Origin of the sequence: Photobacterium piscicola, assembly GCF_900166965.1 — a bacterium.
GTDB classification, from domain to species: Bacteria; Pseudomonadota; Gammaproteobacteria; order Enterobacterales; family Vibrionaceae; genus Photobacterium; species Photobacterium piscicola.
On record NZ_FUZI01000002.1, the window covers coordinates 450,155 to 463,330 of the forward strand.

The window sequence follows — 13,176 nt, forward strand, 5'->3', positions numbered from 1 at the left end:
GAAACCTGTGTTGTTCTTAGTTATAAAATAATTATGGTTTATGTTTTATTGAAATTAGGCAGCCCAAGCTTGTAATTTAGCTCGTAAGCGCTGCATCGCTTGGCTATGAATCTGACAAATACGTGATTCACTGACACCAATAACAGCACCAATTTCTTTTAAATTCATTTCTTCGTCGTAATACAGCGATAACACCAAGGCTTCACGTTCTGGTAAGGTTTTTATCGCCGCAGCTAAACTATGGCGAAAACTATCATCAACAACATTCTGCAACGGCATATTTTGATCAATATCATCCTCATGCATCATGGTTTCTTCACCACCAGCAAGATCGGCAATACCCACAATACGGCCACAATTAACGTCATTTAATGCTTGATGATATTGCTCTAGCGGCATCTCTAGAAACTGTGATATTTCAATGTCCGTTGGATCTCGTCCAAGGCTGTGCTCTAGTTTTGCAATCGCATCACTAATACGCCGACTATGTTTGTATACAGATCGCGGTACCCAATCACCACGTCGAATATCATCTAGCATCGCACCACGAATACGAATTCCAGCAAAGGTTTCAAAACTAGCCCCTTTAGTAGGATCATAATTCTGTTGCGCTTCTAATAAACCAATCATGCCAGATTGAATTAAGTCTTCGACCAAAACACTGGGTGGCAAACGCACCATTAAATGATGAGCTATTCGTTTAACCAACGTCGAATAACGCTCAATAAACGCCTGTGGGCTTTGTTGGTAACGGCTATAAGTTAACGTTTTATTCACGAAAAGTAGCCTCCATGGCTCGTGGTTTGTGCACCAACAATCGTTCAACAAAAAACTCTAAATGTCCGCCGGGGTGATGCGGAAGTGGCCATGTCATTGCTTTTGATGCTAATGAATTTAATGCTAATGCCGCCGGACTGTGTGGGAATGCTTCGACCACTATTTTTTGGCGTTTAACCGCTTGGCGAACATTGTCATCAAGTGGAATACATGCCGCAAGCTCAAGGTTAGCATCAAGAAAACGTTCGGTTACTCGAGTTAGCTTAATGAATAAATCACGCCCTTCACGATAACTACGTACCATGTTAGCCACAATCTTAAACCGTTGAATATCATACTCACGACTCAAAATTTTCATTAATGCGTATGCATCTGTGATCGAAGTCGGTTCATCACAAACCACAATAATGATGTCTTGAGCAGCACGAGCAAAACTCAGCACCATGTCTGAAATACCCGCGGCAGTATCAACTAAGAAAAAATCAATATCATACTGTAAGTTGCTGAATGCTCGAATTAACCCTATATGTTGCGTCGGGGTTAATTCAGCCATATTTTGAGTACCTGAAGCCGAAGGTATAATTTTTACGCCGTAAGGGCCTTCGATAATAATGTCTTCAAGTTCACACATTCCCGCCAATACATGCGACAGATTGCGTCCTGCACGTAAACCAAGCATTACATCAACATTCGCCAATCCAAGATCAGCATCAAGTACCATGACCCGCTTGCCTTGGCGCGCCATTGAAATTGCCATATTAAGAGTGACATTGGTTTTACCTACGCCCCCTTTACCACCTGTAATCGTAATGACCTTCGTCGACGTTAATTGGGTCATTCGACGTAAACCACTCGCTTGATCGTACATGATGTTCTCAGTCATAAAAATCAGCCGAAATGTTATCTGAGCTATCACTAGACCAGAGATGAGATTGCTGTGACAGTTCTAGTTCTAACAACTCATTTGCGCGCGAAACGAGATAATTCCCGGTCGCTACTTTCAAGTCTTCAGGAACCCGTTGACCATCCGCTAAATAGGCAATCGGTAACGCATTTTGAATAGCGACACCGATGATTTCACCTAAACTCAACGATTCATCCAACTTGGTTAATACACAGCCCGATAATGGAATACGACGAAAATGTTCAAGTGTTTCTTGTAGTACTCGTCGTTGGGATGTCGCAGGCATCACTAAATAGCTGCGGATTTTAGCGCCGCTATTTTGCATTAAGGTATCTAATTGTTCTGACAAACGAATGTCGCGTTGACCCATACCGGCGGTATCAAGCAGCACTAATCGACGATGACGCAACTGATGAAGTATATCGGCCAGTTCCTGTGCATCTTTAGCAACTCTTACAGGACACCCCATAATTCGGCCATAAGTGGCCAATTGTTCATGGGCGCCAATACGGTAATTATCGGTGGTCACTAACGCTATTTGTTGAGGACCAAACTCCATCGCAGCTCGTGCCGCTAATTTGGCAACCGTGGTTGTTTTTCCAACCCCTGTCGGGCCAAGTAATGCCACCACGCCACCATTTTCTAAAATACAGTCGTCCGTGGTCACTAATTGATCGGCTAATAAATCAAGTAAAGCGGGCCAGGCTTCATTGGTAGGCAAATCTTCCGGTATATAGCACGCTAATTGATCAGCTAATTGATCGGATAATCCCATCTTTTCAAGCCGTTTGATCATCATCGCCCGCATCGGTTCTTGGCGTTCAACTTCTTGCCACATTAACCCTGATAATTGATGTTCTAATAAACGTCGAATAGACACGATATCGGCTCGCATCGCATCTAATTCATCATCTTTTTTGACATTTTTTGCTTCATAACGACTCGGATCTAAACGAGGTTTACGCGCGGTACTAGCATAGTCATTTCGCCCAACATTTGTCTCGTGTTCATAATGTTTTGATGATGGACGAACATAATTCCCCACATTGAGATCTTGTGCCGAATCATCATAACGACGAGCCTGTTTCGACTGAGATAACGACCGTTGTCTGTCGGTGCTAGCGTGTTGACGCTGTTGTTCATGACTCTCGCTGTGGTAATAATGCTGTCGAGCTTGATCGCGACTTAACTCATTAGTGCTATTTAGCGCTGATTGTTGCTGATGCTGGGTTTGATGTTTAGATTGGCGTTGCAACAAGGCAGTTAATGAATCCACTGAGGCCATATTATCGCTCCCCTCTGTTGCTGCGGCATAATTTTGCAGTACGCTGGCAAACTGCTTTGAAACAGAAGGCGTTACATTAACTTTATCATCCGCCAGTTTTCGCCTTGCTTGGCCTAAACCTTGTTCTAATTCATCACGTACGGCATGGTTTGTTTTTGCAACTGGTTGGCTTGTTTCTGCATCAACTGCAGCCACTATCTCAACCCCACCCGAGACTTTTTTATTTGACATAATCACCGCATCAGGGCCAAGTTCTTCTTTGACTTCGCTAAGTGCGGTTCTCATATCCTTGGCAAAAAATCGTTTAATTTTCAAACTTAGTTCCCTATCAGCAAGTGCTTAAATTAGTGTTCACTTTCAACATTATTAATGACCTACCGCATTAACAATTCGAATTTGCTTTTCATCGGGCACTTCTTGATAAGAAAGTACTCTCAAGGTCGGAATGGTATTTTTGACAAATTTTGCCAAGGTAGAACGTAAAACACCGGAGGTTAATAACACCGCAGGTTCACCTTTTAATTCTTGTTGTTGTGTTGCTTCTGTTAGTGAACGTTGTAAACGCTCGGCTAATCCAGGCTCAATACCCGATGACTCCCCCCCAGCAGACTGCATCGTTTGATGCAATATCTGTTCCAACTCAGGGACTAAAGTAATGACGGGTAATTCTGCTTCTATTCCATTGATTTCCTGACAAATTAAGCGTTTTAATCCAATACGTGCAGCGGCGGTTAAAATGTCAGGATCTTGACTCTTACTGGAGTACTCAGACAGGGTTTGAACAATGGTTCGAATATCTCGTAGTGGAATAGCTTCATTAAGTAAGTTTTGCATTACCTTCACTACCGCCCCTAATGGCAATTGATCAGGCACGAAACCATCTACTAATTTCGGTGTTGATTGCCCTAACATTTCAAGTAAGTTTTGTACTTCTTCATGGCCCAGTAATTGAGCAGCATGGTTAGTGAGTAATTGACTTAAATGGGTCGCCAGCACAGTAGCTGAATCCACCACTGTGTAGCCTAGCGCCTGTGCATGTTCACGTTGAGAAACTTGAATCCACACAGCTTCTAAACCAAAAGCAGGATCGAGCGTACGTTCACCATCAATATTGCCAAACACTTGGCCGGGATTTATGGCTAAATCCATGTTGGGATGAATATTAGCTTCGCCACAGGTAACACCCATCAGGCTGATACGGTAGCTATTAGGAGGGAGTTCCAAATTGTCACGAATATGGACAGGAGGCACGAGAAAACCAAAATCTTGAGATAACTTTTTACGCACGCCTTTAACGCGCTCTAACAACTCACCACCTTGGTCTTTATCTACCATTGAAATAAGTCGATAACCCACCTCAAGACCAATGGTATCTACGGGCTGCACATCATCCCATGACAATTCTTTCATTGGCTGCGCTGGCGCCATCGCATGTGTTGGTGGTTCTTTTTCAACTAATGCTGCTATTTTATCTTTCTTATAACGCCAATAAGCTGCACCACCAATAATGGCAGCTAACAGTAAAAACGGCACATGGGGCATGCCAGGAACAATCCCCATTACAAATAAAATAACCCCAGTAATAATCAAGGCTTGAGGGTTATTAAACATCTGAAAATACATCTGCTGGCCCATATCCTCGTCAGTATTTTGACGAGTAACCAACATCGCGGCACCAATAGACAACAACAACGATGGAATCTGTGCGACTAAGCCATCACCAATAGTGAGTAGACTATAAATCTCCATCGCTTCCATAAAGCCTAAGCCATATTGCGTCATACCAATGATCAAGCCACCAATAATATTGATAAACAAAATCAAAATACCAGCGATCGCATCCCCTTTAACAAACTTAGATGCACCGTCCATCGAACCATAAAAATCCGCTTCTTTGGTCACTTCAAAACGACGCGTTCGTGCTTGCTCTTGATCAATAAGACCCGCATTTAAATCCGCATCAATCGCCATTTGTTTACCGGGTAACGCATCTAGCGTAAAGCGAGCACTAACTTCTGAAATACGCCCAGCACCTTTGGTAACAACCATGAAATTGATAATCATAAGGATAAGAAATACCACCAAACCCACAGCATAGTTACCGCCAATCACTACCGAGCCAAAGGCATCAATGACCTGTCCTGCCGCATCAGAACCTTCATGACCATGCAATAACACCACCCGTGTTGAAGCTACGTTAAGGGCTAAACGTAATAAGGTGGCAATAAGTAATACGGTAGGAAAAGCGGCGAAATCGAGAGGACGACGGGTGTAAACAGTCACTAACAACACCACTAATGACAACGCAATATTAAAGGTAAACGTCATATCCAATAATAATGGTGGCATTGGCAGAATAATCATCGCCAAGGTGGCTAACACCATCACTGGTGCACCAATAGCGGGCATATTCTGTAAACGCGCTAACGGTAAGCGCGAAGCAAAAGGAATTGAAAGCTTCATTCTATTGTCATCAAATCACGATTATTTACATAAAAGTGAGGTTATGACTCTAGATAGAACCATAAACCATCACGAAGATTTATGGTTAAGCAATTATCATGCCGCATAATTATGCCATTATTTTGACAGTAAAATTATACTGTTAGCGGCCATTGTTATTTTATTAATGCTGTAGCTCTGGTGGAATCTCTGTTGCTGCTGCCGATAAAGTAGGCTTTTGTCCTTTACCACGTCGATAAGCTTTTAATTGAAAAACGTAAGCAAGCACTTGCGCAACCGCAACAAACAACCCATCAGGCACTTGTTGTTCTAATTCAGTGGTATAGTAAATCGCACGTGCTAATGGTGCGGCAGGAACAATATCAATATTGTGTTTATTGGCAATTTCACGAATTTTAAGGGCTAAGTGATCCCCCCCTTTGGCAATCACTACTGGCGCGGCATCTAATTGAGGATCATAACGTAATGCCACAGAAAAGTGTTCAGGGTTAGTGATCACAACATCTGCCTGAGGAACATCCGCCATCATACGGCGTTGTGCCATTTCGCGCTGTAGCATACGAATACGACCTTTAACTTCCGGTTTTCCCTCTGAGTCTTTATATTCGTCTTTAATTTCTTGCTTGGTCATTTTTAATTGATCGCTAAAATGCCAAATTTGATAAGGCACATCAATGGCGACCACAATCAACAACGAACAACAGATCAGCAATACAAAATTCAATAGAATATCTAAGGCATGAAAATAATTAGCTGGAAAGGTTTCGATACTGAGTTGAAAAAAATCATTTAAACTTGAATAAATTAAATATCCTGCCACAGTGGCAACTAACCCAACCTTAAGTATCGATTTAATTAATTCAACCCAACTTTGACTGCCAAACATGCGTTTAAGGCCACTCATTGGGTTCATTTTTGATAATTTCGGCATAGCCGCTTCAGAAGAAAAACGTACGCCACCGAGCCCCGCAGCTCCAATCAAGGCGGCAGTAAATAAAAACACTAGAATAATAACCAGTGGTAAAAACACCTGCCATATCGCCGTAGAAATTACCGAAAATAGTAAGTGGACATCAAATGCTTCCTCACGACTGAGAGTAAACATTCGACTCATAACCTTGGCTAATGCGGTTCCTAAACCTTCACCAAACCACATTAAACCCACAGCACCGGAAACCAATACAGCAACGGAGGCTAATTCTCTTGAGCGCGGTACTTGACCTTTTTCTCGCGCCTGCTCGCGTTTTCGCGCGGTGGCGTCTTCGGTACGTTCTTGACCGTCAGCATCCGACATTGTGATTCGTCCATGGTGAATTAAGAAAGTGAATGTAAGAAAAGATAAACAGCCAAATAAACCGTTATAAAACGGAATTTACGGTTAACAATCTAGCCGAGCTAAACGACAAACTTGATCGAGCCCTGTTTGCCAAATAGCCTCATATTGCGGCACGATCCCCAGCACAATAAACCAACTGATCGCAAGCCCAAGTAACAACGCAAATGAAAAGCCTAATGAGAAAATATTTAACTGGGGCGCAGCACGGGTCATCACGCCAAATGACAAGTTAACGGTTAATAGTGCAATAACACCAGCCAGCGCCATATCAACCCCAGCTTTAAAAATATGCCCAAACCACCCTGCTAATTGGTGATAGTCAGCAGCAACTAACATACTGCTGCCCACAGGTAAGGTCGTAAAACTCAACACCACCACATTCAGCATCGTCAAATGACCGTCAGTGGCTAAGAACAATAATATCGCCAGAAACATATAAAATTGTCCCAATACGGGGGTATTTTGACCATTAGCAGGATCCACCATTGAGGCAAAACCTAAGCTTGATTGCATGCCTAAAATTTGTCCTAACAATACAAAAGTCTGCGTAATAAACTGGGTCACTAACCCCATCGCCACTCCAATAATGATTTGTTGAGTAGTAACAATAAACCCGGCCAAAGAAAGTAACTCAATGTCAGTCGGCACTTTAGGTAGCATTGGCATCACAGTAAAAGTGATCGCTAATGCCAGATATAGCCGAATTTTAGGTGACACAAAACGCGCCCCAAAAAAGGTCATTGCCATCATCATTGAAGAAATACGAGTAAACGGCCAAAAATAATTGGCAATCCACTCTAATAATATGCTGGAGGTATAGTGCATAAACGGTGACTACTCACGAGACAAACACGGTGGCGAGCTGCTATCAATACAATTAGTACAGCAGTTGTGGTATCTGATCGATAATACGAAAAAAATAATCCATCAACATGCGTGTCATCATGTGCCCAAAGAACATCAGTGCTAATAACGTCACCACTAAACGTGGCAGGAAACTCAATGTTTGTTCGTTAATCGAGGTTGCCGCTTGAAATACCGCGACCACCAAACCAATTAATAAGCCCGGAATAACAATTGCGCACACCATGATCAACACCATGTACAGCGCTTCTTGAAAAATACCGACAAACGCTTCAGGAGTCATCGTCTATTTATCCTTACTCTTTAAGTAGGCTTTATAAGGTGCCAAAACTGGCGGCTAACGTAGACAGAATTAAATTCCAGCCGTCTACCAAAACAAACAACATCAATTTAAACGGCAATGACACAATCATCGGTGATAGCATCATCATACCCATCGCCATCAATACTGATGCCACCACTAAATCAATGATTAAGAACGGTAAAAACAGCATAAACCCAATCTGAAACGCAGTCTTAAGTTCAGAAGTAATAAAGGCAGGCACCAACACCGTTATAGGAACAGTTTGTGGATCCGTCGCAGTAGAACCTGAAATATTAACAAAGGTTTCCAGATCTTTAACGCGCGTTTGCTTCAACATAAACTGTCGCATCGGCGCTTCAGCTTTAGTTAATGCTTGTTTAGCACTGATCTGTTCATTGATATAAGGCTGCACTGCATCGTTATTAATTTTATCGATAACAGGCGACATCACAAAGAAAGTCAAAAACATTGCGATACCAATAATCACCTGATTTGATGGTGTTTGTTGTAAACCCATCGCTTGACGCAAAATCGACATCACCACCACAATACGGGTAAATGATGTCATTAAAATCACCACCGCAGGCAAAAATCCCAACGCGGTCATTAACGCTAATATTTGCAAGGTGATGGAGTAATCTTCACTACCATCAGGGTTCATGGTGACTGATAATGCAGGAATACCACCATGGCCAGTTCCTGCAATTAAATGTGATGCGCTACTTTCCGCTGTCATCGCCGCTTGAGTAACACTCTCGGTTGCCCAAGCAGGGGTTGTTATGATCCAACCGCTGCTCAGCAACAGTAATAAAGCGATTTTAAAATACATTGCGGGATTATTTTTTATCATTGGTGGTCATCAATCGGCTCAGCTGAGATGCAAAATCATTGGCTGGCACATCTTCCATGATTAAAGGTTGCTCAAGCTTACTCAGCAACGAGATATTATGCTGCGTGATACCAACTAACAGCTGTTCATCACCCACTTGAATCAGCGCAATTCGCTCTCGCTGTCCAAGCGTTAATTGCTTTACAATCGTAAGTCGCTGGTCACTACTGTGCACGCCCACTAAGCGCATTTTTTTTAGCACCCATGCCAAAAACAGAATAATAACAATCACCAACACCAATGACGCTAAGGTTGTGGCTAGATTAAGATCGGGGGCTTGCCCTAAAGTCACTGACTGATCCATCGTTAACTCTTACCGTAATTTTTTAATGCGTTCGGTTTGGCTAATCACATCGGTTAAACGAATACCAAATTTATCATTGACCACCACCACTTCACCGTGAGCAATCAAAGTACCATTAACCATCACATCCAATGACTCACCTGCAATTCGATCAAGCTCAACCACAGAGCCTTGGTTAAGTTGCAGCAAGTTACGAATACTGATTTGCGTACGGCCAACTTCCATTGAAATCGTCACCGGAATATCCATAATGGTATCAAGTTTACGACGCTCATCATCAGAGATCGGGGCGGTATCATCGATTAACTCTTCCAATGGTGCTGGTTGAACACTGTCTTGTTGTTCGGCAAGGGCTGCCGCCCAGTCATCTGCCATTTGTTGATCATTTTGAGACATGATTTTTCCTACTAAAGAGTCAATTAATGAGTGTCATCAGTGTTATTCATTTCTAATAAAGTCGAACTTAAAAGTTCACGATCTAAAAAAGCCAAGTCGGTTTTCACCATATCTGGGCGTTTTAATTTATCGGTAATTTTCAGCGCAACATTATCGCCACTACGCCCCATTTTGGCGCGATAGGTCGGTAAATCTTCAACAAAAATCGTGGCTGACTCTGGCATCGAGATTGGAATAACATCTCCCGTTTGTAGCTCCATCAAATCACGTAATGAAATATCAATATCTAATAACTTAGCGCGTAGATTTACAGGTACATCCATGATTTCATCACGTAATGCATGGCTCCAACGGACATCGGTATCCATTTTGTCACTTTGTACACCGGCATCGAGCAATTCACGAATCGGCTCAACCATTGAATACGGCATCACCACATGAAAATCACCGCCACCACCATCAATCTCAATATGGAATGAGCTCACCACAATCACTTCGGTCGGGCTGACAATATTGGCCATGGTTGGGTTAACTTCAGAGTCGATATATTCAAACTCAACCGACATCACGGGTGACCATGCTTCACGGTAATCTTCAAACACCAACTTCAGTAGCATTTGTACAATACGGCGTTCCGTTGGGGTAAATTCACGCCCTTCAATTTTGGCGTGAAAACGACCATCACCACCAAAGAAATTCTCAACCAAAATAAACACTAATCGTGCTTCCATGGTGATCAATGCGGTTCCTTTTAATGGTCTAAAACGCACCATATTTAAACTCGTAGGCACATAAAGCGTATTTTGATACTCACCAAATTTGATCATTTGGACGCCATTGATTGACACTTCAGCCGTTTTACGCAACATATTAAATAAACTGATCCGCATATGGCGCGCAAAACGTTCATTGATCAATTCAAGGGTCGGCATTCGGCCACGAACAATCCGATCTTGCGAAGAAAAATCAAAAGCCGTTATACCAGAGCCTTGATCACCATCACTCGCATCATCATCAGGTTCATCAACACCATGCAATAGCGCATCAATTTCATCTTGGGTTAATAAATCACTCACAGCACACCTATTGCATCACAAAGCCAGTAAATAACACCCGTTCAACCACAGGCATGTTCGTCATCTTGTTCATCGTTGCTTGTACGGTTGTCAATGCTTGTTGACGTAACTGTTCACGCCCTTGTGGTTGGCGTAATTGCTCAACCGTGGCTGCTGCAAAAGTTTGTAGCAATACACTTTCAACCAATGGCACATGTTTTTTAGCCAACGCTTCATTTTGTTCACCACGAACCATTAGCTGTACTTTTATTTGCACCACGCGATCACGTTCTTTACCACTAACATTAAAAATAAATGGTTCAGGTAACACGATATAATAAGCCGACATTTTCAACGGCGACTGAGTTGATGTTGAGCCAACCTCTGCCGCTTTAGCTTCTGCTGATGGTGTGGTGAAAAACCAAATGCCACCACCAATCACAACGCTCACAAGCAAAATAACCAAGCTAATGACAATTGTTTTTTTTCTATTTCTAGCCATCATTATTTATCCTGCTCGCTATTTATTGCGGTCTTTATTACGACATGACATTGCTGCATGTTTTTCCTTATTGATTAAACCTACGCGATTAATATGACCAAAAACGCTAAGCGTAATAATCAACTTGGTCTTTGTGTTTTGCTACGAACATACTGATGGGCAAATCCCCTTGATCACTTTCAGCGATGAGAGATCCATCATCAGCCATTATTGTTAAAGAGGATGGCTGCCCTGAGTGTGACTGTGAATGTGCAGAGTTATTAGAGTTGTGCCCCGTAAATTGGTGACTATTCTCTTGTTGTACCGAGCTTTGTACGAGTTGTAGCCCTTGTTGTTGTAACATTTCGCGTAAACGTGGCATCGCTTGTTCAACAATATCGCGGGCTTGGTGATTATTTACCGTAAATTGCACCGAAGCTTGATCTTGGTTAATACTCAATTTAATCTGAAGTTTGCCAAGTTCTGGTGGATCTAACCGAATATCGACATATTTTAGGTTCTTTGCCATCATCATATTGATCCGTTCATGAACCTCTTCGCCAGCCTGTTCATGAGTAAGAACTAATGACGATTGCAAAGCGTTGGTCATGGGCGGTAATTCAGGTTTCAGCATTGGTGTTGTTGATGCTGTCGTTAATCCCGCTAACTGTTGAACCAATGAATCAGCTTGAGAATGGTTATTTACGCCTTGTTGAGGTCGATTATCGTCTACCAACAAAGAAGCACCATCAAACACAGCAGGATTAATAAGCATATCGGTACTAGGTGTTGAGGTAGATAAAGAGCGATAAGAGGCTGGCAATGGCAAATTATTGACACTAATATCAGAAATAAGCTCGGCATCACTCTGTGCGCCAGATTTTTGTCCATCACTATTTGCTGTCGCTTTTGCCGTCAGAGCCTCAGCCGCAGTTGTCGCTACGGCCATAGCTGGCATGATAAACGCAGCACTTTCATTGGTGGTTTTAATGGCTGTTTGAGCTGCTACCAATTCATCTTGAGTCAGTACAGCATCTGTTGTTGGCATGACGACCGATGGCAAGCTTTTGCCGCTCGCATCAACAGTCTCAGTTTGTGTTTTATCAACTGAATTAAGCTGCTGGTTAGATTGTGTGAGTTGCTGTAAAAAGACATTGCCTGCAGCCATTAACTCTACTGCACCATCAATGACTCTCTCGCCGTCATCAGCGTTCATTAATGATTTATCAATTGCGGTATCGGCAATTATTGAATCTGCGATTAATATTTCACTTTCATCATCAATAACGTCAGTGGTAGAGGGAATGTTTACTTCACTCTCAATATTCATCTGTTCAGCACTCATCGCTGCTTGATCAAAAAGTAATGTGGGTTCGCCATCAACCACCGCTAACGAAGGCATTTCATCAAGCGCTTGCTGGTATTGCTCTAAAAACTGACCATCACCGAATGGCGTCGTGTCAGGTATTGAACTGGCAACGGAACTGCCCGTCACCAATTTTGGCGTTTGCGCAGATGACACATTAAATAGATTCATAGTAACTCTTTTAATACGTGTCGCGACAGACGACAAATAAATGAATAACTGTTTGATTAAAGCGTCAAAAAAACGTTTCATTCAAAACTAATGTTCTATCCTAATGCAAAAAGTAAACCAGTTTTTTAGTTCTAGCGTTGTTGGCGCCGTGCAAATTGTAACGTTACAAATTCATCCATCATTTTTTGTTCTTGTTTATTCAAAAAAAGCTGCCGTTCACGCTGTTTTTTTTCCAGTAACCATTCAATACCACGTTTTTTTTGCTGCATGGCTTGCCAATGCTGACGGCATTGCTCAATTTGATTAGCAAAATAGCCACCCGCCTGTTTTTGCTTCTCTAATGTGGTATCAAGTTGAGTTAAGAATTTTTGTAAATGGCTATATTGGCTTGCACTCAGCCCTTGTTGCCCACGCTCAGAAAGCTGACGACAGTAATCTAATCGGTACTGTTCAATTTGAGCTAATTGCTGTAAATAATTTTGCTGTTCAAGTTGCGCTTGATTGAGGGCGAGGCTGGCTTGATGTTCTTGTTGTTGTGCTTGTTCGATTAATAATTCAAATGTTCTCAATGGCATACTATA

Annotated in this window: 14 protein-coding genes; all 14 read right to left on the reverse strand. The window is 42.3% G+C overall.

Features of this window, described 5'->3' with window-relative positions:
• Nucleotides 1-54 precede the first annotated feature (54 nt).
• The 14 genes from CZ809_RS08280 to fliJ all read right to left on the reverse strand — a co-directional run bounded on the left by CZ809_RS08280 (nt 55) and on the right by fliJ (nt 13,170).
• On the reverse strand, nt 55-777 hold the full coding sequence (locus CZ809_RS08280) for an RNA polymerase sigma factor FliA (RefSeq protein ID WP_080156957.1): 723 nt from the start codon (nt 775-777) through the stop codon (nt 55-57).
• Nucleotides 770-1,660: a MinD/ParA family protein gene (locus CZ809_RS08285; RefSeq protein ID WP_080156958.1), complete on the reverse strand. Its 891-nt coding sequence runs from the start codon at nt 1,658-1,660 to the stop codon at nt 770-772. The genes CZ809_RS08280 and CZ809_RS08285 overlap by 8 nt, the downstream gene beginning before the upstream one ends.
• Nucleotides 1,653-3,281 (reverse strand): flagellar biosynthesis GTPase FlhF, encoded by a 1,629-nt coding sequence (gene flhF, locus CZ809_RS08290; protein WP_080156960.1) that lies wholly within the window; start codon nt 3,279-3,281, stop codon nt 1,653-1,655. Before flhF ends, CZ809_RS08285 begins: the two co-directional genes overlap by 8 nt.
• A gap of 51 nt (nt 3,282-3,332) precedes the next feature.
• Nucleotides 3,333-5,429, reverse strand: coding sequence for a flagellar biosynthesis protein FlhA (gene flhA, locus CZ809_RS08295; protein ID WP_080156962.1), 2,097 nt, complete (start codon nt 5,427-5,429; stop codon nt 3,333-3,335).
• A 163-nt stretch (nt 5,430-5,592) separates the two neighbouring features.
• Nucleotides 5,593-6,723, reverse strand: coding sequence for a flagellar biosynthesis protein FlhB (gene flhB / locus CZ809_RS08300; protein ID WP_080156964.1), 1,131 nt, complete (start codon nt 6,721-6,723; stop codon nt 5,593-5,595).
• An 84-nt stretch (nt 6,724-6,807) separates the two neighbouring features.
• Nucleotides 6,808-7,590 (reverse strand): flagellar biosynthetic protein FliR, encoded by a 783-nt coding sequence (fliR, locus tag CZ809_RS08305; RefSeq protein WP_080156966.1) that lies wholly within the window; start codon nt 7,588-7,590, stop codon nt 6,808-6,810.
• Between the two features lie 52 nt (nt 7,591-7,642).
• Nucleotides 7,643-7,912, reverse strand: a complete 270-nt coding sequence (gene fliQ / locus CZ809_RS08310) for a flagellar biosynthesis protein FliQ (protein WP_036795654.1) — start codon at nt 7,910-7,912, stop codon at nt 7,643-7,645.
• Between the two features lie 31 nt (nt 7,913-7,943).
• On the reverse strand, nt 7,944-8,783 hold the full coding sequence (gene fliP, locus CZ809_RS08315; protein ID WP_080156967.1) for a flagellar type III secretion system pore protein FliP: 840 nt from the start codon (nt 8,781-8,783) through the stop codon (nt 7,944-7,946).
• A complete protein-coding gene (gene fliO / locus CZ809_RS08320; RefSeq protein ID WP_080156969.1) occupies nt 8,770-9,126 on the reverse strand; it encodes a flagellar biosynthetic protein FliO in 357 nt (118 codons plus the stop codon). Before fliO ends, fliP begins: the two co-directional genes overlap by 14 nt.
• 9 nt (nt 9,127-9,135) lie before the next feature.
• Nucleotides 9,136-9,522 (reverse strand): flagellar motor switch protein FliN, encoded by a 387-nt coding sequence (gene fliN / locus CZ809_RS08325; RefSeq protein ID WP_080156971.1) that lies wholly within the window; start codon nt 9,520-9,522, stop codon nt 9,136-9,138.
• A gap of 23 nt (nt 9,523-9,545) precedes the next feature.
• On the reverse strand, nt 9,546-10,598 hold the full coding sequence (fliM, locus tag CZ809_RS08330; RefSeq protein ID WP_080156973.1) for a flagellar motor switch protein FliM: 1,053 nt from the start codon (nt 10,596-10,598) through the stop codon (nt 9,546-9,548).
• Nucleotides 10,599-10,605: 7 nt separating this feature from the next.
• A complete protein-coding gene (gene fliL / locus CZ809_RS08335) occupies nt 10,606-11,079 on the reverse strand; it encodes a flagellar basal body-associated protein FliL (protein WP_080157189.1) in 474 nt (157 codons plus the stop codon).
• A 106-nt stretch (nt 11,080-11,185) separates the two neighbouring features.
• On the reverse strand, nt 11,186-12,595 hold the full coding sequence (locus tag CZ809_RS08340; protein WP_235865866.1) for a flagellar hook-length control protein FliK: 1,410 nt from the start codon (nt 12,593-12,595) through the stop codon (nt 11,186-11,188).
• A gap of 131 nt (nt 12,596-12,726) precedes the next feature.
• Nucleotides 12,727-13,170: a flagellar export protein FliJ gene (gene fliJ / locus CZ809_RS08345; protein WP_045036582.1), complete on the reverse strand. Its 444-nt coding sequence runs from the start codon at nt 13,168-13,170 to the stop codon at nt 12,727-12,729.
• Nucleotides 13,171-13,176 lie beyond the last annotated feature (6 nt).